The sequence below is a fragment of the Novosphingobium sp. PhB165 genome (genome assembly GCF_004341845.1).
Lineage (GTDB): Bacteria > Pseudomonadota > Alphaproteobacteria > Sphingomonadales > Sphingomonadaceae > Novosphingobium.
In genome coordinates this window covers 49,329-66,560 of record NZ_SLVB01000004.1, presented here as the reverse complement: position 1 = coordinate 66,560, position 17,232 = coordinate 49,329, and the positions used below count along the sequence as shown (strand labels likewise).

Below are 17,232 nucleotides of genomic sequence, written 5' to 3'. Positions count from 1 at the left end.
GGGCTATCGGGTTGAGTATCCTCGATACGCTCGTGGCCACTTCCGCCGTGGGAGGGCCGGCCGAAATCTGGCAGCATATCGTCAACGACTTCTCGAACCTGGGATCGCCGGCAGCAATGTCGGCGTTCCTTCAGGTGCTGATGATCGACGTGGTGCTGGCGGGGGACAATGCCATCGTCGTCGGCGCACTCGCGGCCGGGCTTCCGGCCGACCAGCGCAAGAAGGTCATTGCCATCGGCGTGCTTGCCGCTCTGGTGATGCGCATCGCCTTTGCACTGATGGTGACATGGCTGCTGGGCATCGTCGGACTCGTCTTTGCGGGCGGATTGCTGCTGCTGTGGGTCGCATGGAAGATGTACCGCGAGATTCACGCTGGCGGTCATCACTCTCCGGGCTCGCCCGAGATCGAGGGTGACGAACGCTCGGGCGTGGCCCCGGCCAAGAGCTTCGCTGGCGCGGCGCTCTCGGTGGCGGTGGCGGACATCTCGATGTCGATCGACAATGTGCTCGGCGTGGCCGGCGCGGCGCGCGATCATCCCGGGATTCTGATCGTCGGCCTGATCTTCGCGGTTGCGCTCATGGGTGTCGCGGCCAACTTCATTGCCAAGTACATCGAACGGTACCGCTGGATCGCCTGGATCGGTCTTGCCGTCATCCTCTACGTGGCGGTGAAGATGATCTACGAGGGCTGGACCGACCCTCAGCTGGGTATCATCACTTTGATGTGATCCGGAGGGAACACGAATTGAAAAGGGCTCGGAAGCTTATGCCTCCGAGCCCTTTTTCTTTGCTGTATCCTGTCAGGTCAGAGCACCAGCACTGTGGAACCTGTTGTGGCTCGGCTTTCCAGCGCGCGATGAGCCTCAGCCGCATCTTCAAGCCGGAAGGTCTGCCCCACACGCGGAGTCAGCACGCCGCTGGCGATCCGGTCGAACAGCTTCTTGGCGCTCGCCGCGAGCTCTTCCGGCGTCGCCACGTAATCGGCCAGAGTCGGCCGCGTGAGATAGAGCGAACCGCCACGCATGAGGTCCAGCGGGGGCAGGGGCGGAACCGGCCCCGAGGCATTGCCGTACGTGACCATAAGCCCGCGGCGGCGAAGCGAGGCGATGGAAGCCGCCCACGAATCCGCACCAACCCCGTCATAGACAACATGGCACATCGCGCCCGAGGTGATCTCCCGGATCTTTCCGGGCAGATCAGCGAGATCGCACGAAAGCGAATGCTCGCCCGGAACTTGCGCGGCCTTCTCGGGCGATCCGGAATGGGCGATCACTGTCACGCCCTTGTCGAGCAGCCAGGGCACCAGCAGCGAGCCCACACCGCCTGCGGCGGAATGTACCAGCGCTACATGGCCGGCCGCAGCTGGGAACGTATCCTCGGCAAGATAGCAGGCGGTCAGACCCTTGAGCATGACGGCGGCCGCAATTTCCGGTGCAATGCCTTCGGGGATGCGCATGGCCTTGTCCGCCTTGAGCAGCCGGTGCGTGGCATAGGCGCCCCCGCTGCTGGTCGTGCCGACGCGCTCGCCGATGCTGAATTCGGAAACGCCGTCTCCGATGGCGACGATCTTGCCGACGCTTTCGGACCCCAGAGTAATCGGCAGCGGATCGGAATAGAGTCCCTTGCGATAATAGGTATCGATGAAGTTGAGGCCGACAGCCTCGGTCTCGATCACTATCTCGCCGGCACCGGGGGAGGGGACCGTGAAGTCCTCCCGCTCGATCACTTCGGGGCCGCCGTGGCGGCGGGCGATCATCCGGTATCCGGTGGTCATAACATTCGGGTCCTTCAGAACACGCGGCGGAAGGTTTCCGCGCGGGCCACGCGCCAGGCGCGGGCATATTGAGTGGATTCGGGATCGGCGATCAGTTCGCCGGGCTTCAGGAATTCATAGATCTCGTCGAGCGGGCCAGCCTTGGCGCTGTCGATCCGCTGATACATGTCGTGCTGGTTGAGGTCCCAGGGGCTGTCGTAGCCCATGGCGACAACGATCTCGCGCAAGGCCTTCAGCGTTTCCTTCTGGAAGCGGGCGACGCGCTCGGCCTTATCCTCGACCACGAGCCCGCGCTGGCGCCATTCGGATTGCGTGGCGACACCGGTGGGGCAGGCGCCGGTATGGCACTTCATCGACTGCACGCAGCCCAGCGCGAACATGAATCCGCGCGCGGCATTGCACCAGTCTGCACCCAGCGCGAAGGCACGCGCCATGCCAGCGCCGGAATGGATCTTGCCCGATGCGCCGAGACGGATCCGGTCCTTCAGATTGGCACCGACGAGGGCATTGCGCATGAGTGCTAGCCCTTCGCGCAGCGGCATGCCGACATTGTCGGTCAATTCCTGCGGCGCGGCGCCGGTACCGCCTTCGGCACCGTCGACGACGATGAAGTCGGGCGTGATCCCGGTTTCCAGCATGGCTTTGACCAATGCCATCACCTCGTGCGGCTGGCCGACGCAAAGCTTCATGCCCGCAGGCTTGCCGCCCGAAAGTTCACGCAGCTGGGCGACCCATTCCAGCAATTCGATCGGCGTGGAGAACGCCGAGTGGGCAGCGGGAGAGAGGCAGTCCTGCCCCACTTCCACCTTGCGGGTCTCGGCAATCTCGGGAGTCACTTTGGGGCCCGGCAGCACGCCGCCGTGTCCCGGCTTGGCGCCCTGACTCAGCTTGATCTCGACCATCTTGACCTGATCGGTCTGCGCCTGTTCCGCGAAAAGAACGGGATCGAAGCTGCCATCCTTGTGGCGGCAGCCGAAATAGCCGCTGCCCAGTTCCCAGATCAGGTCGCCGCCATGCATGCGGTGGTAGGGGCTGATCGACCCCTCGCCGGTGTCATGCGCGAAGCCGCCAATGGCCGCACCCTTGTTGAGCGCTTGAATGGCATTGGCGGAAAGCGAACCGAAGCTCATGGCCGAGATGTTGAGCAGGGCGCTTTCGTAAGGCTGGGTGCATTCCTCGCCGCCGATCTTCACCCGCCAGTTCTTGGGGGCCTTTTCGTTCGGGGCGATCGAGTGGCCGAGCCATTCGTATTCGTCCGAATAGACATCGAGTTCGGTGCCCATCGGGTGCGAATCGATCTCGCCCTTGGCGCGGGCGTAGACGAGGCTGCGCTCCTCCACCGTGAAGGGCCGGCCTTCGCGGTCGCCCTCGACGACATAGGCGCGCAAGTAAGGGCGCATGTCCTCGAACAGCCAGCGGACGCGGGCAATGAAGGGATAGTTGCGTCTGAGAGCGTGGCGGTTCTGGAAGAAGTCCCAAAACGTCAGCAGCAGGACCGGCACCATCAGTACCAGCGCCCAGCGCCACAAGGGAATGAGCCAGCAAGCGGCCGTGAGAATCACGACCACAAGCGGCACGGCGTAGCGCGGGGCGATAGTCATCGTGGTTTAGCCGACATGCTCCGCAAAGAACGCCTCGGTTCGGCTGTCCGCCAGCTTTGCCCCGGCTTCGTCCCGGCGGGCGCCGATTTCGGCCGCAAAGCCGTGGTCGAGGCCTTCGTAGTCCCAGAGCGTTACGCGCGGATGATCGTCCAGTCCTTCGTGGATCGCCTTCTGCGCGGCGGCGTCCACGAAGTGGTCGGCAGTGGGAATGTGCAGCATCAGCGGACGGGCGATCGCATGCTTTTCATTGAGCATCTGGTCGATCATCACGCCGTAGTAGCCGACCGAAGCGTCGATGTCGGTGCGGGTAGCGACCATGTAGGCGATGCGGCCACCCATGCAGAAGCCGACGAGGCCGACCTTGGGCACGCCTTCCTGACGGCGAACCCAGTGGATCACGGCTTCAAGATCGCGAATGCCAAGATCGAAGTCGTGGGCCATCATGTGACCGATGGCTTCCTTGAATTCCTCGTCGTTATAGGGGCTCAGTTCGATGCCCGGCTTCTGGCGCCAGAACGTGTCGGGCGCCACCGCGAGGTAGCCGCGCGCGGCCCAGCTATCGGCCTTCTGGCGAATACCGGCGTCCACGCCGAAGATCTCCTGCTGGACGATGATCGCCCCGCGCGGCGTGCCTGCGGGACGGGCGACGTAGGCGGGGATCATGCCGTCGCCATCGAGCGTAGGGATTTCGGTGTTTGTCATGGGGAGTCTCCTGAGAACCTCTGGCCTTGAGAACTTCTGGGTCTTCTAACCGTTTTTCGGAGTTAGGCACGGGTGATGGACTTTGCCAACGCCCTGTGTCAGCTATGATGCAGAAATTCCAAGCAGGAGGCCGTCATGAAGGTCCAAGTCGAGGTCGAATGCTCGCCCGAAGAGGCCCGGCGCTTCCTGGGTCTGCCGGACGTGACCAAGGCCAACGAAGTCTATGTGGACGCCCTTAGCAAGGCGATGCAGGGGGTTGGCAGCTTCGATCAGCTTCAGGAAATGAGCAAGCAGGTCGCCCCGATGGGCGAATTCGGGCTCAAGCTGTTTCAGCAGCTCATGGAAAGTGGCGCCGCCATGGCGCTGAGCGGCGTGCTCAATCCGCAGGGCAAGCCCAAGAAGGACAACTGAGTCTTCACGGGCCGATCCGGTCGGGCTAGGCGAGAGGCCATGTCCGACCGCTTTTCCGATACGATCTTCGCCCTTTCGAGCGGCGCGCCGCCTGCTGCCATCGCGATCGTTCGCGTGAGCGGGCCCGAGGCCGGGTCTGCACTTTCCGCCCTTACCGGTTCGCTGCCCGATCCGCGCCGTGCGCGTTATCGGGTTTTGCGCGATGACGCGGGTGCGGTGCTCGATCAGGCTCTGGTGCTTTGGTTCCCCGGTCCGGCGACCGCGACCGGCGAGGATCTTGCCGAGTTTCATCTTCACGGGGGGAGGGCAGTCGTCTCCGCTGTCGAGGCCGAACTGGCCCGATTGCCAAAGTTGCGCCGCGCAACTCCCGGAGAATTCACCCGCCGCGCCTTCGCCAATGGGCGCATTGATCTGGCCGAGGCCGAGGGGCTGGCGGACCTACTCTCTGCGGAGACCGAATTGCAGCGTCGTTCGGCCATCGCGATGGCGGGAGGGGCATTCTCACGGCAGGTCGAGCAGTGGCGTGACCGGGTCCTGACAGCATCGGCATCGGTCGAGGCCGTGCTGGACTTCGGAGACGAGGACGATGTCTCGGATCTTCCGGCCGACTTCCGCACCCGGCTTGCCGATCTCCGCGAAGAGCTTTCCGAATGGCTCTCGCGTCCGCGTGCCGAGGCGTTGCGCGAGGGCTATCGGGTCGTGTTGGCCGGTCCGCCCAATGCCGGCAAGAGCACGCTGTTCAATGCCTTGGTCGAGGATGAGGCGGCGATCACCTCACCACTCGCGGGGACCACGCGCGACGTGCTGACCCGGGCGGTTTCGATCGAGGGCGTGCCCTTCCTGTTCGGAGACACCGCCGGCTTGCGCGACGAGACCGGCGATGTGATCGAGGCAATCGGAATCTCACGTGCGCGCGATGCTCTGGACCGGGCCGATCTCGTGCTGTGGCTGGGCCAGGAAGGGGAGGGCCTGGAGGGTGCATGGGAGATCGCGGCACAGGCCGATGTGTTCCACGTGGAACAGAAGGCGCAGGCTCGTCACTCCGTTTCCGCCGTGACGGGCGAGGGGATGGATCGGCTCCGGGCCGACCTGGTGGAGACCGCCCGCAAGGCGATGCCGCGCCCGGGCGATGCCGCGCTCAACGCTCGCCAGCATGCGCTGGTCGCGGAGGCGGAACGGGCACTGGCGGCAGCGGATCGGGAAAGCGATCCGCTGCTGGTGGCAGAGGCCTTGCGGTTGGCCCGGGTGGCATTCGATGCGCTGATCGGCCGGGCCACTACCGAGGATATGCTCGACGCCTTGTTCGGGCGGTTTTGCATCGGGAAGTGAGGCGCCGTCGGGAGCCCTGTCCCTCATCCTCTTTGACCCACATGTTCCACGTGGAACATGCCCTTTACAAACTTTGACGCGATTCACGCTTTCGCGTATGCGCGGCGAATGCATTCCTTCGATGTGATCGTGATCGGCGGCGGCCACGCCGGCTGTGAAGCGGCTTCCGTTGCCGCCCGCATGGGTGCGCGTGTCGCGCTCGTCAGTTTCGATCTCGACGCCGTGGGCGCGATGAGCTGCAATCCCGCCATCGGCGGATTGGGCAAGGGGCACCTCGTGCGCGAGGTCGATGCCTTCGACGGTCTCATCGGCCGCGCCGCTGACGCAGCGGCGATTCACTATCGAATGCTCAACCGCTCGAAGGGCAGTGCTGTGCAGGGGCCTCGCGTCCAGGCCGACCGCAAGCTGTTCAAGGCGGCGATCCATCGCATGTTGAAAGAGCAGGGCGATCTCACGCTGGTGGCGGGCGAGGCTTCCGCGCTGGTGATGGAGCAGGGCAGGGTGGCCGGTATCGATCTGGCCGACGGCACCCGGCTCGACGGTCGCGCGGTCGTGCTGTGCACCGGCACCTTTCTGGGCGGCACGCTGTTCCGGGGCGAGGAACGGATGGTCGGCGGGCGCATCGGTGAAGACTCGGCGCAGCGGCTGGCGGCCCAGATGCGCGAGGCGAATCTGCCGATGGCGCGTCTCAAGACGGGGACCCCTCCGCGTCTCGATGGCCGCACGATCGATTGGGCCCGGCTTGGCGAGCAGCCTTCGGATCGTGAACCCTGGACCATGTCGGCAATGGGTGAACGCCGCGAGGTGCCGCAGGTCTTTTGCGCGATCACGCGCAGTAACCCGCGCACGCACGATGTGATCCGCGCGAACCTCCATCGCTCGCCCCTGTTCACGGGCGCCATCGGGGCGCAGGGGCCACGCTATTGCCCCTCGATCGAGGACAAGATCCACCGCTTTGCCGACCGCGACGGGCACCAGATATTCCTCGAACCCGAAGGGCTCGACAATCCGCTCGTCTACCCCAATGGCGTGAGCACATCGCTGCCGGCCGATGTTCAGCTCGACATGCTGCGCACGATGGAAGGGCTGGAGCGCGTCGAGATGGTCGTGCCGGGCTATGCCGTCGAATATGACCACATCGATCCGCGCGCCTTACGCACGAGTCTGGAGCTTCGCGAGATTGGCGGTCTCTATTGTGCCGGGCAGATCAACGGGACCACCGGCTACGAGGAAGCGGCCGCGCAGGGGCTGGTGGCGGGCATGCATGCTGCCGCGACCGTGCTCGGGCGAGAGCCCGCTGCACTCGATCGCGCCAACAGCTACATGGCGGTGATGATCGACGATCTTACTCTGCACGGTGTGAGTGAGCCTTACCGCATGCTCACCGCCCGCGCGGAGTATCGGCTGCGGCTGCGGGCGAACAATGCCAGCAGCCGTCTGACTCCGCTCGCGATGGAAGCGGGTGCGGTCGGTCCGGCGCGCCTTGAGTGGTTCGCCCGCAGGCAGGATGCGCGCGCCCGATTGGAAGCGGCGTTCGATGTCCCGGTCGCCTCAGCCGAACTGGCGCAGGCGGGTCTTCCGGTCCGTTCCGATATTGGCCGGCTTCCGATCCGCGAGTGGCTGCGTTTTGGCGGCGTCGATCTTGGTGGCCTTTCACCCTGGATCGCGGATGAGCTGCTTGCTGACGACGCGCTATCCGAAGAGCTGGCGGAAGACGCAGCCTACGCGCCTTATCTGGATCGGCAGGAGCGCGAGCTGCGTGAACTGCGTGCCAGCGAGGCGATGCCGCTGCCCGAAGATTTTGCCTATGCCGAGATCCCCGGCCTCTCACGCGAGATGGTTGAGCGACTGACCAAGGCTCGGCCTGAAACACTTGCGGCCGCTGGCCGTATTCCCGGCATTACTCCTGCGGCGCTGGCGGCGCTGCTTGTCCATGCCCGCAAGGAGGCGGCGTGATTTCCACTGAAGATGAAGCCCGTGCATCGCTGCGCGCGCTGCCTGAATACGATGACGCCGCCGAGGCCCGGCTGGAGATTCTCGTCCGCATGCTGGCGGAAGAGAACACGCAGCAGAACCTCGTTTCGGCGGCCAGTCTCGATCAGGTCTGGTTGCGGCACATCGTCGACAGCGCCCAGCTCCTTCCATATGTTCCACGTGGAACATCTTCACCGTGGATTGACCTTGGGACGGGTGCCGGTTTCCCCGGCCTCGTGATCGCGGCGCTTCGCCCCGAATGCGAAGTGCTGATGGTCGAATCACGCGCGCGGCGAATCGAGTGGCTCGATCGAGCCCGCCTGGCGATGGGCCTTGATAAGGCGCGGGTGATCGGGCAGCGCCTCGAACTCGTAGAAACCCGTGAAGCGCGTGTCATATCGGCACGCGCATTTGCGCCGCTCGACAAGCTCCTGACTTTATCCTCTCGTTTTTCCACAAGCGACACGGTCTGGCTGTTGCCGAAGGGGCGCTCCGCACAGCAAGAATTGGAAGACCTTCGCAAGTGGCGGCATGTGTTCCACGTGGAACAGTCCCTGACGGACCCGCAAGCGGGCATCATTGTCGGCACGCTGACCGACAGGAAGGGTAAGACCAAGTGATCCGTATCGCGATTGCCAACCAGAAGGGCGGTGTCGGAAAGACCACGACCGCGATTAACGTCGCAACTGCGCTCGCCGCCACCGGCTGGAAGACGCTGCTGATCGACCTCGATCCGCAGGGCAATGCCTCCACCGGCATCGGCATTTCCGCGACCGATCGCGACCGTTCCTCCTATGAGGTTCTGGTCGACCGGGTTCCCGTGATCGACTGCGTCATGCCTACCCGTATTCCCGGCCTCGATCTGCTGCCGGCCACGGTCGACCTTTCGGGAGCCGAAGTCGAACTGGTCAGTGTCGATGACCGTGCCCACCGCCTGCGCAGCGCGCTGCGGGGAGACCTGGGCTATGACGTCTGCCTTATCGATTGCCCACCGTCGCTTGGGCTGCTGACGCTCAATGCGCTGACCGCTGCGGATACGCTGCTGGTGCCGCTTCAGTGCGAGTTCTTTGCGCTGGAAGGGCTGAGCCAGCTTCTTCAGACGGTCGAGCGGGTGCAGCAGCGCTTCAATCCCGATCTTGGCATCATCGGCATTGCACTCACCATGTTCGATCGCCGGAACCGCCTGACGGACCAGGTGTCCGAAGACGTGCGTTCGTGCCTTGGTCAGCTCGTGTTCGAAACCACCATTCCGCGCAACGTGCGCCTGTCCGAAGCGCCGAGCCACGGCGTGCCGGCGTTGATCTACGACCATGCATGCGCCGGCAGCCGCGCTTACATGGCGCTCGCACGCGAACTGATCACCCGACTGCCCGAGAAGAGGAAAGCGGCATGAGCGACGATTCGATTGTCCGCATCAGCGTACCCCAAGCCGAAAAGCCTGCCCCGGCGAAACAGAAGCCCAAGGGGCTGGGCCGCGGTCTCGGCGCGCTGCTGGGCGAGACGCGCCGCGAGGAACCGCTGCCGTCGGGCGGCGAGGGCGTAGTAACGCCGCTGCGCGGTGGGGGAGGGCTGGCGGTGCTCGCCATCTCCGACATCACCCCGCATCCCGATCAGCCGCGCCGCATCTTCGATGAGGAAGCGCTTGAGGAACTGGCCGCGTCGATCGCCCACCGGGGTGTGATTCAGCCGATCATCGTTCGCCCGATGAGCAGCGGCGGTTACCAGCTGGTCGCCGGTGAACGCCGCTGGCGTGCGGCGCAGAAGGCGCAGCTCCATGAGATCCCGGCGCTGGTCCGCGACCTTACCGAGCGTGAGGTCATGGCGCTGGCCCTGATCGAGAACCTCCAGCGTGAGGATCTCAATCCCATCGAAGAGGCGCGCGCGTACAACCGCCTTGCCGAATTCGAGGGCATGACTCAGGCCGAGATCGCCCGCATGGTCGACAAGAGCCGCAGCCATATTGCCAACTTCCAGCGCCTGCTGGCACTGCCCGATGGCGTTATCGCGATGGTCGAGAATGGCAGCCTGTCGATGGGCCATGCCCGCGCGCTGATCGGTTGCGATGATGCCGAGGAAATCGCCGATGCCGCCATCGGCAAGCAGATGTCGGTGCGTGAGGTCGAAAAGCTTGTCCGCAAGAAGCTGCGCGGAGATGTCATCCCGCGTCGGGCGCGTGCCGCGCGCAATGCTTCGGACGACGCCGATATCGCCGCCGTGCAGAACCATCTTGAGGAATTCCTCGGAATGCCGGTCAAGATCAGCGCAGATTCCGATCCGAAGTCGGGGACGGTGACGATCCGTTACGCGACTCTCGATCAGCTCGATCTGGTTTGCCAGCGGCTTACCGGCGGAGCGATCTGACCTTAGCGGATATTACCATGGTCCCCGTGAAGACGGGGACCATGCTTTTCTTGCGTTATGCCATACCGGCTGCATCAACGCTTTGTTCTGAATAGATTTACAGCCGGAATCAGATTGCCCCGGCAACCGCTGCCGCGAACTTTTCGATTCCTGCAGCGTCCTGTTCGTCGAAACGACCGGGCAGGGGGCTATCGAGATCGATCACCGCGATCACCTGACCATCCCGCAGCACAGGTACCACCAGTTCCGATCGGCTCGCCGCGTCGCAGGCGATGTGGCCGGGGAAGGCGTGAACGTCCGGCACGACCTGCGTCACACCGGTTTCGGCCGCCGTGCCGCACACACCGCGGCCGAGCGGGATGCGGATGCAGGCAGGCTTGCCGATGAAGGGCCCGAGCACCAGCTCACCCTCGATCGTGCGGTAGAATCCGGACCAGTTGAGATCGGGCAGGTACTGCCACAGCAGGGCCGCAAGGTTGGACATGTTGGCGACCGGATCGGGCTCGCCGGCGATCAGCGCCTGCGCGGCCTCCACAAGCTCACCATAGAGTTCGGGCTTGGGCGTATCGCCCTTGGGTGCGAAGTCGTACATGGGAAAGGCGTTACTCCAAGTCGCTGTTGCCGCCTAGCCGGCTCAGGCCTATTCCATGGCCCATGCGCTCGATACTCATCAAAGCCGCCGTCGTCCTGCTGATCGTCATCCTCGCCATTGTCGGGGTGATCGCCTGGGCACAGTATTCCAACACGTCCGACCTGCCGCTCGATGCGACCACGGGTAAGGACCCCAAACTCGTCGAAGCCAGCCCGCAATGGATTCCCAGCGTCAAGCTGGTGAAGACCGTGGGCTGGGCGCAGGGCGAGGCGCCCACGCCCGCGCAGGGTCTTGCCGTCAATCGCTTCGCCGAAGGGCTCGACCACCCGCGCACCATGCTGACGCTGCCCAATGGCGACGTGCTGGTGGCCCTGACCAACGCCCCGGCCGATAACCGGCCGCGCGGGTTCACCGGCATGGTGATGGGCTGGATGTTCAGCCAGGTCGGCGCCGATGTGCCTTCGCCCGACAAGATCGTGCTGCTGCGCGACGCCGATGGCGACGGCAAGGCCGAACAGCGCTTCGACTTCCGCACCGATGGCATGCACTCGCCCTCGGGCATGGCCTATCGTGATGGCAAGCTCTACATCGCCAACCACGACGCCGTGTTCGAATTTGCGTTCCAGCCCGGTGAGACCCAGCTTGTCGGCAAGCCGCTGCGCAAGATGATGGACCTGCCCGCCGGCGGGAATCACTGGATGCGCAATCTGTTGCTGAGCGACGATGGCGAGCATCTCTATGTCGCGGTGGGATCGTCCTCCAATATTGCCGACAACGGCATGGAAGCCGAAGCGGGCCGCGCCCAGATCTGGGAAATCGACGTTGCAACCGCCCGCCGTCGTCCGTTCGCGGCCGGAATGCGCAATCCCAACGGCCTCGGCTGGAATCCCTCGACCGGTGAGCTTTGGGCCACGGTGCAGGAGCGCGACATGCTCGGCCCGGACCTGGTGCCGGACTATCTGACCAATGTGCCCGTCGGCGCGCAGTATGGCTGGCCGTGGATCTACTGGAAGACGACCTTCGATGACCGCGTCCAGTGGCCGATGGAAACGTACATGCTCGAATATACCCGCAAGCCCGAATACGCGATGGGCGCGCATGCGGCGGTGCTCGGCATGGTCTTCGCGCGTGGCGGCAACATCATGGGCGACAAGTTCGCCAACGGTGCCTTCGTGGCGCGTCACGGTTCGTGGAATCGCCGTCCGGCCGTTGGCTACGATGTGGTCTTCGTGCCCTTCGACGATCACGGCAATCCGAAGAATGTGAAGCCGGTGCCGGTGCTGACCGGCTTCCTCAAGGATGCCTCGCATACCCACGGCCGCCCGACCTGGCTGGCCTTCGACAAGACCGGCAGCCTGCTCGTCAGCGATGATACCGCAGGCACCATCTGGCGTGTGAATGCGCCGGGCGCGAAGCCTTCGGCAGACATAAAGCCGGTGGTGGCGGCGCATATGGAGCCGCTGAAGGAACTGAAGGACCCGACCGTTCCGGGTGCCGAAACGGGCACTGTCGCGGGCTTCCACAAGGAGCCGGACAAGATCCTGCCCTGAGGGCGCCGAAAACGAAAAAGGGCTGGGAAGCGTTGGCTTCCCGGCCCTTTTTTCTATCCGCTTAGAGGACCTTCCCGGCCCGACCCGCCAGTTCGGTCACATATTGCCACGCGACACGGCCGGAGCGCGCGCCCCGGCGGCGCGACCATTCGAGAGCGTCGCTTTCCTCGAACGCGAGTCCGTACTGCTCGGCATAGCCGTGGATGATCGCGAGGTAGGCCGGCTGATCGCAGTTGTGATAGCCGATCGAGAGTCCGAAGCGGTCGGCCAGCGCGAGGCGATCGTCGATCACGTCGCGCGGGTTGATCGGGTCGTCCTGCTCGCTCATCGTCCGGCCGACGATGGCGCGGCGGTTGGAAGTCACGGCAAGGCGGACATTGGCCGGACGTGCCTCCACCCCGCCTTCGAGCCAGGAGCGCAGCAAGCGCGGGCCGGTGCCGTCATTCTCCTCGAAGCCGAGATCGTCGATGTAGACGAGGAACTGGCGGTCTACCTTGCCCAGCAGCGTAAAGAGCGCGGTGACGCCGTGGAGGGCCTCCTGCGCGACTTGCACGAGGGCGATGCGTCCGGGATGGTTGTCCTGTGCCGCACGGATCGAGGCGCGGATCACCGCCGACTTGCCCATGCCGCGCGAACCCCAAAGCAGCATGTCATGCGCGGCATGCCCGGCAGCGAGGCGCTCGACATTGGTGACCACGCGCTCCTTCTGGGTATCGATACCGCGCAGCATGTCGAGCTTCGGCGCTTCCAGCGTGGCGACGGCGCGGGCTTCGGTTCCGGTCCAGACGTAGGCCGGGTGGGCCAGCCAATCGACGGTGGCAACAGGGGGAGGGGTCAGTCTTTCAAGCGCGTCGGCAATGCGGGTAAGAACGTCGGTCTGGTCGGTCACGCGGTCAGTTCCTCGGTGGTGAGATCGTAGAGCAGGGCGGCGCCCTTTCCGGCCTGTACGAGCGCGCCCATGGCCTCGGGCACGATGTGCTCGGCGAAGTAGCGGGCGACGATGCGCTTGCGCTTGGCGAAGGCCTCAGGAACGTCGAGCGAGGGGAGGGCAGCGACCTGACGTTCTAGCTGCCAGGCGGCGACAGCCACGGCACAGGCATCGAGGAAGGGCACGCTGGCCGCGAGTCGGTCGTCGAGCGGTCTGGCAAGGAAGCGTTCGCCCGTGGCCTTGCAGCCCAGCGCGAGATCACGCAGCGATGCGGAGCCATCGGCGGCGATCTCGTCCATCAGCGCAAAAAGCACGCCGCCGCGCTCCATGCCGAGCTTGCGAGTCACGAGGTCGGCGGCCTGGATGCCGTTGGTGCCTTCGTAGATCGGAGCGATGCGGGAATCGCGGTAATGCTGCGCGGCGCCGGTCTCCTCGATGAAGCCCATGCCACCGTGGACCTGAATGCCGAGGCTGGTGACTGCGACGCCCATGTCGGTGCACCAGGCCTTGACCAGTGGCACCAGCAGCTCGGCGCGTTGCTGAGCGGTTTCGTCCCCCATGCCGCCGCGATCGAGCTGCCCGGTGGCGTAGTAGAGCAGGGCGCGTCCGCCTTCGGTAAGCGCGCGCATGCGCAGCAGCATGCGGCGGACATCGGGATGCTCGATGATGGCGACGGGGTTTTTGTCGGGCGATCCGGCGCGGGCGGACTGCACGCGCTCGGCGGCATAAGCCGTGGCCTGTTGCAGGGCGCGCTCGGCAATCTGTACGCCTTGGGCACCGACGTTGATTCGCGCGTTGTTCATCATCGTGAACATGCAGCGCAGGCCTTCATTCTCCGCGCCGACCAGCTCGCCGATGCATTCGCCATGGTCGCCATAGCTCATCACGCATGTGGGAGAGGCGTGGATGCCAAGCTTGTGTTCGAGGCTGACGACCTTGAGATCGTTGCGGGCGCCGAGCGTGCCATCGCGTTCCACGTGGAACTTCGGAACGAGGAACAGCGAGATCCCGCGCGATCCGGCAGGGGCGCCGGGGGTGCGTGCCAGCACCAAGTGGACGATGTTCTCGGCCAGCTCGTGCTCGCCCCAGGTGATGAAGATCTTTTGCCCGGCGATGCGATACTTGCCGGCATGCGGGCCTTCGGCGATCGGCGCCGCCGTGGTGCGCAGCGCGCCGACATCGGACCCGGCCTGGGGTTCGGTGAGGTTCATCGTGCCGGACCATTCGCCGCTGACGATCTTCGCGAGATAGGTCTCCTGCTGCGCCGGACTGCCGTGATGGATCAGCGCCTCGATCGCACCCACCGTGAGCATGGGCAGCAACGAGAACGCCATGTTGGCCGTGCCCATGCATTCGAGCACGGCGACGGCCAGCGACTGGGGCAGGCCTTGGCCGCCGAAATCCTCGGGCGCGGATATCGCGTTCCAACCGGCTTCGACGAAATCGGCATAGGCCTGTGCGAAGCCCTCTGGCAGCACTACGGTGCCGCCGGCCATACGGGCGCCTTCGGCATCTCCCTTGCGGTTGAGCGGCGCCCATTCGCCGGCCGCGAACTGTCCTGCGCCTTCGACGATGGCCTGCACCACATCGGCGCTGGCGGCGGCGAAGCGATCGGTTTCCGCAAGGTCGTCGAGTCCGGCGTTGATGCGCAGGGCAAGCACCTGATCGATGCTGGGGGGATTGAAGGTCATTTTCGCGGTTTTCCTTGGCATTCCTCGCAACGCGCTATAGCGGCAGGGCATGGAGCGCACCAGTCGACCCGAGCAACTCGCCGCCAATTCCGCAGGGCTAGCCCGCGCGGCCACGCTGCTGCGCGAGGGCGGTCTGGTCGCCGTGCCGACCGAGACGGTCTATGGTCTGACCGCAAGGGCGGACCGTGACGAGTCGGTTGCCGCGATCTATCGCGCCAAGGGCAGGCCCAGTTTCAATCCGCTGATCGTGCATATCGCCGATCTTGAAGCTGCGCAGCGTATCGCGCGGTTCGACGCGCGCGCATTGGCGCTTGCTGCCGCATTCTGGCCGGGCGCGCTGACCATGGTGCTGCCTTTGAAGGAGGGTGCGGCGATTGCTTCAGCTGTTACCGCGGGCCTGCCTACGGTGGCGCTGCGCTGTCCGGCTCATCCGATCATGCGCGACGTGATCGTCGAATCCGGCCTGCCACTGGCGGGGCCTTCCGCGAACCGGAGCGGCGGCGTGAGTCCGACCACGGCCGCGCATGTCGTCGCCTCGCTGGGGGACCGGATCGATGCGGTGGTGGATGGCGGTGCCTGCGAGGCGGGCCTGGAATCGACGATCGTCGCGCTGCGCGAGGACGGTCGCTGGCAAGTCCTGCGCCCGGGTCCAATCCCGGTCGCGCGGATCCGCGATGTCCTCGGCACCGAACCTGACGCCGTGACGTCACATGAGATCGAAGCGCCCGGCCAACTCGCGAGCCACTATGCACCCGGAAAACCGGTCAGGCTGGATGCGCGCGAAGCTGGGGCGGACGAGTTCCACATCGGTTTCGGCCCGGTCGAGGGACACGTATCGCTCTCGCCTTCGGGAGACCTCGCGGAAGCGGCCTCTCGGCTCTACGCGCTGCTGCACGAGTCGGCGACTTCGGAGCTTCCCCGCGTGGCCGTGGCGCCCGTTCCGTCAGAAGGAATAGGGGCGGCGATCAACGACCGCCTGCGCCGCGCGGCGGCTTGATCCGGGGCCGTTTCAGGCGGAGCCGCTGAGGTTCTGGATGTCGGCGTAATCGTCGCGGGCCTTCGAGCAGGAATCGCGTTCGCCCTTGTCGCATTCCTTGAGGTGCCGCTGATACTGGCGCTGCAATTTGCCCAGCTTTTCGTCACGTTCGCGCATTTGGCGGCCGCGCTTCTCGTCCGCTTCGGACTGGCTGGTAGTGGCCATGTCGACAGCCGAGCTGGCGATGCGCACGGGCGCGGTCACGACTTTGCCGACAGTGCTGATGCAGCCGCTCAGTGCGAAGGCAGCGGTCAGACACGTGAGCGGAAAAGCGAGGCGAAGGGAGGGGGTGCGCGTCATGTCGGGCGCGAACCTGTCATGCCTCTGCTGACAAGGCAATGAACGGCCCCGGGAACCATGTGGGGAATCGCAAGGGCGGAGAGCGCCAAAAGGAAAGGGCCGCCCCCTTGCGGGAGCGGCCCTTGTGTCCTGTTACGAAAGCCCCGGCGGATCAGACCGTTTCGGCGCTGTCGTAATACTTGGGTGCATACTCGTTGAGGATCGCGAGGATCTTCTTGAGCGCTGCCGGTTCGTCGGTCTTTTCCATCGCCGCGAGTTCGCGCGCGAGGCGCGAGGATGCGGCTTCGAAAATCTGGCGTTCCGAGTAGCTCTGTTCGGGCTGGTCGTCGGCACGGAACAGGTCGCGGGTCACCTCGGCGATCGACACGAGGTCGCCCGAGTTGATCTTGGCTTCGTATTCCTGGGCGCGGCGCGACCACATGGTGCGCTTGACCTTGGGTTTACCCTTGAGCGTGTCGAGTGCTTCGCGCAGTGTCTTGTCGGAAGACAGCTTGCGCATCCCGATTGCTTCGACTTTGTTCATGGGAACGCGCAGAGTCATGCGTTCCTTTTCGAACCGAAGCACGTAAAGCTCGAGCTGCATCCCGGCAATTTCCTGCTTCTGGAGCTCGATAACACGGCCCACGCCGTGCTTGGGATAAACGACGTAATCTCCAACATCGAAGGCATCGGCCTTGGTTGCCATTTATCGTCCTTTCACCTGCAGGTTCGTTGCCTTACTTACGGTGGGAGAAACCCGGGTGGTGCGACATGGAGACGATAAGTCTCCACCGCCCGGTCAGATAACTCTCCCAACCGTCTGCTTTCGAACCCTGCCTCGCAATGAAAATGCCTGCCAAACGGGCGGGGAGCCCGGGCAGTCGCGGGATTATATAGCACCGATGTGATAAAATTACCAGAGGCGTGCAAGGAATTAACCTTGCACCACGCCGGGCGCGCCCCGCGTGGTACCGGTATCGCTCGCAAGTCCCTCAGGCAAGGGG

General features: G+C 64.8%; 17 protein-coding genes. 9 read left to right on the top strand and 8 right to left on the bottom strand.

The annotated features are described in order from the left end of the window. The first annotated feature begins 11 nt into the window (after positions 1–11). Positions 12–728: a TerC family protein gene (locus EDF56_RS11835; protein WP_243652557.1), complete on the top strand. Its 717-nt coding sequence runs from the start codon at positions 12–14 to the stop codon at positions 726–728. 77 nt (positions 729–805) lie between these two features. On the opposite strand, the gene EDF56_RS11830 is transcribed toward EDF56_RS11835, so the two are convergent. Genes EDF56_RS11830 through EDF56_RS11820 form a run of 3 tightly spaced genes read right to left on the bottom strand, consistent with a single transcriptional unit; the run spans position 806 to position 4,077 of the window. Next, entirely contained in the window at positions 806–1,774 is a 969-nt protein-coding gene (locus tag EDF56_RS11830) for a quinone oxidoreductase (protein ID WP_132387622.1), read from the bottom strand. A gap of 14 nt (positions 1,775–1,788) precedes the next feature. Next, positions 1,789–3,375, bottom strand: coding sequence for an FMN-binding glutamate synthase family protein (locus tag EDF56_RS11825; protein WP_132387620.1), 1,587 nt, complete (start codon positions 3,373–3,375; stop codon positions 1,789–1,791). 6 nt (positions 3,376–3,381) lie between these two features. Continuing rightward, positions 3,382–4,077: a dienelactone hydrolase family protein gene (locus EDF56_RS11820; RefSeq protein ID WP_132387618.1), complete on the bottom strand. Its 696-nt coding sequence runs from the start codon at positions 4,075–4,077 to the stop codon at positions 3,382–3,384. A gap of 135 nt (positions 4,078–4,212) precedes the next feature. On the opposite strand from EDF56_RS11820, the gene EDF56_RS11815 reads away from it, so the two are divergent. The 6 genes from EDF56_RS11815 (at position 4,213) to EDF56_RS11790 (ending at position 10,152) form a co-directional block, all read left to right on the top strand. Continuing rightward, entirely contained in the window at positions 4,213–4,488 is a 276-nt protein-coding gene (locus tag EDF56_RS11815) for a DUF6489 family protein (protein ID WP_132387616.1), read from the top strand. A gap of 39 nt (positions 4,489–4,527) precedes the next feature. After that, entirely contained in the window at positions 4,528–5,817 is a 1,290-nt protein-coding gene (mnmE, locus tag EDF56_RS11810) for a tRNA uridine-5-carboxymethylaminomethyl(34) synthesis GTPase MnmE (RefSeq protein WP_132387614.1), read from the top strand. A 108-nt stretch (positions 5,818–5,925) separates the two neighbouring features. Next, complete coding sequence (gene mnmG / locus EDF56_RS11805) at positions 5,926–7,773, top strand: tRNA uridine-5-carboxymethylaminomethyl(34) synthesis enzyme MnmG (RefSeq protein WP_132387612.1); 1,848 nt, start codon at positions 5,926–5,928, stop codon at positions 7,771–7,773. After that, entirely contained in the window at positions 7,770–8,411 is a 642-nt protein-coding gene (rsmG, locus tag EDF56_RS11800) for a 16S rRNA (guanine(527)-N(7))-methyltransferase RsmG (protein ID WP_132387610.1), read from the top strand. The genes mnmG and rsmG overlap by 4 nt, the downstream gene beginning before the upstream one ends. Next, positions 8,408–9,184: an AAA family ATPase gene (locus tag EDF56_RS11795; protein ID WP_132387608.1), complete on the top strand. Its 777-nt coding sequence runs from the start codon at positions 8,408–8,410 to the stop codon at positions 9,182–9,184. The genes rsmG and EDF56_RS11795 overlap by 4 nt, the downstream gene beginning before the upstream one ends. Then, on the top strand, positions 9,181–10,152 hold the full coding sequence (locus tag EDF56_RS11790) for a ParB/RepB/Spo0J family partition protein (protein ID WP_132387606.1): 972 nt from the start codon (positions 9,181–9,183) through the stop codon (positions 10,150–10,152). The genes EDF56_RS11795 and EDF56_RS11790 overlap by 4 nt, the downstream gene beginning before the upstream one ends. A 109-nt stretch (positions 10,153–10,261) precedes the next feature. Here EDF56_RS11790 and EDF56_RS11785 read toward each other — a convergent pair whose 3' ends face one another. Beyond that, a complete protein-coding gene (locus EDF56_RS11785; protein WP_132387604.1) occupies positions 10,262–10,744 on the bottom strand; it encodes a GAF domain-containing protein in 483 nt (160 codons plus the stop codon). Between the two features lie 62 nt (positions 10,745–10,806). Here EDF56_RS11785 and EDF56_RS11780 point away from each other — a divergent pair, with 62 nt between their 5' ends. Further along, positions 10,807–12,294: a PQQ-dependent sugar dehydrogenase gene (locus EDF56_RS11780; RefSeq protein ID WP_132387602.1), complete on the top strand. Its 1,488-nt coding sequence runs from the start codon at positions 10,807–10,809 to the stop codon at positions 12,292–12,294. Positions 12,295–12,355: 61 nt separating this feature from the next. Here the strand turns inward: EDF56_RS11780 and EDF56_RS11775 are convergent, their stop codons facing one another. Beyond that, positions 12,356–13,183 (bottom strand): DUF815 domain-containing protein, encoded by an 828-nt coding sequence (locus EDF56_RS11775; protein WP_132387600.1) that lies wholly within the window; start codon positions 13,181–13,183, stop codon positions 12,356–12,358. Beyond that, complete coding sequence (locus tag EDF56_RS11770) at positions 13,180–14,913, bottom strand: acyl-CoA dehydrogenase (RefSeq protein WP_132387598.1); 1,734 nt, start codon at positions 14,911–14,913, stop codon at positions 13,180–13,182. The genes EDF56_RS11775 and EDF56_RS11770 overlap by 4 nt, the downstream gene beginning before the upstream one ends. Before the next feature lie 49 nt (positions 14,914–14,962). Here EDF56_RS11770 and EDF56_RS11765 point away from each other — a divergent pair, with 49 nt between their 5' ends. After that, a complete protein-coding gene (locus tag EDF56_RS11765) occupies positions 14,963–15,910 on the top strand; it encodes an L-threonylcarbamoyladenylate synthase (protein WP_132387596.1) in 948 nt (315 codons plus the stop codon). A gap of 12 nt (positions 15,911–15,922) precedes the next feature. Here EDF56_RS11765 and EDF56_RS11760 read toward each other — a convergent pair whose 3' ends face one another. Both EDF56_RS11760 and EDF56_RS11755 read right to left on the bottom strand, forming a co-directional pair. Continuing rightward, positions 15,923–16,249 carry a DUF6726 family protein gene (locus EDF56_RS11760; RefSeq protein WP_243652556.1) on the bottom strand — a complete coding sequence of 109 codons (327 nt, stop codon included), beginning with the start codon at positions 16,247–16,249 and terminating at the stop codon, positions 15,923–15,925. Positions 16,250–16,400: 151 nt separating this feature from the next. After that, the gene (locus EDF56_RS11755) at positions 16,401–16,934 is read right to left on the bottom strand and encodes a CarD family transcriptional regulator (RefSeq protein ID WP_132387594.1); all 534 of its coding nucleotides are present in this window, start codon (positions 16,932–16,934) and stop codon (positions 16,401–16,403) included. Positions 16,935–17,232 lie beyond the last annotated feature (298 nt).

What these genes read in the sequence shown, in the direction of transcription:
- EDF56_RS11830 (WP_132387622.1), bottom strand. Translation starts at nt 1,774, where the DNA reads ATGACCACCGGATACCGGATGATCGCCCGCCGCCACGGCGGCCCCGAA.
- EDF56_RS11825 (WP_132387620.1), bottom strand. Translation starts at nt 3,375, where the DNA reads ATGACTATCGCCCCGCGCTACGCCGTGCCGCTTGTGGTCGTGATTCTC.
- EDF56_RS11820 (WP_132387618.1), bottom strand. Translation starts at nt 4,077, where the DNA reads ATGACAAACACCGAAATCCCTACGCTCGATGGCGACGGCATGATCCCC.
- EDF56_RS11815 (WP_132387616.1), top strand. Translation starts at nt 4,213, where the DNA reads ATGAAGGTCCAAGTCGAGGTCGAATGCTCGCCCGAAGAGGCCCGGCGC.
- mnmE (WP_132387614.1), top strand. Translation starts at nt 4,528, where the DNA reads ATGTCCGACCGCTTTTCCGATACGATCTTCGCCCTTTCGAGCGGCGCG.
- mnmG (WP_132387612.1), top strand. Translation starts at nt 5,926, where the DNA reads ATGCATTCCTTCGATGTGATCGTGATCGGCGGCGGCCACGCCGGCTGT.
- EDF56_RS11790 (WP_132387606.1), top strand. Translation starts at nt 9,181, where the DNA reads ATGAGCGACGATTCGATTGTCCGCATCAGCGTACCCCAAGCCGAAAAG.
- EDF56_RS11785 (WP_132387604.1), bottom strand. Translation starts at nt 10,744, where the DNA reads ATGTACGACTTCGCACCCAAGGGCGATACGCCCAAGCCCGAACTCTAT.
- EDF56_RS11780 (WP_132387602.1), top strand. Translation starts at nt 10,807, where the DNA reads ATGCGCTCGATACTCATCAAAGCCGCCGTCGTCCTGCTGATCGTCATC.
- EDF56_RS11770 (WP_132387598.1), bottom strand. Translation starts at nt 14,913, where the DNA reads ATGACCTTCAATCCCCCCAGCATCGATCAGGTGCTTGCCCTGCGCATC.
- EDF56_RS11765 (WP_132387596.1), top strand. Translation starts at nt 14,963, where the DNA reads ATGGAGCGCACCAGTCGACCCGAGCAACTCGCCGCCAATTCCGCAGGG.
- EDF56_RS11760 (WP_243652556.1), bottom strand. Translation starts at nt 16,249, where the DNA reads ATGACGCGCACCCCCTCCCTTCGCCTCGCTTTTCCGCTCACGTGTCTG.
- EDF56_RS11755 (WP_132387594.1), bottom strand. Translation starts at nt 16,934, where the DNA reads ATGGCAACCAAGGCCGATGCCTTCGATGTTGGAGATTACGTCGTTTAT.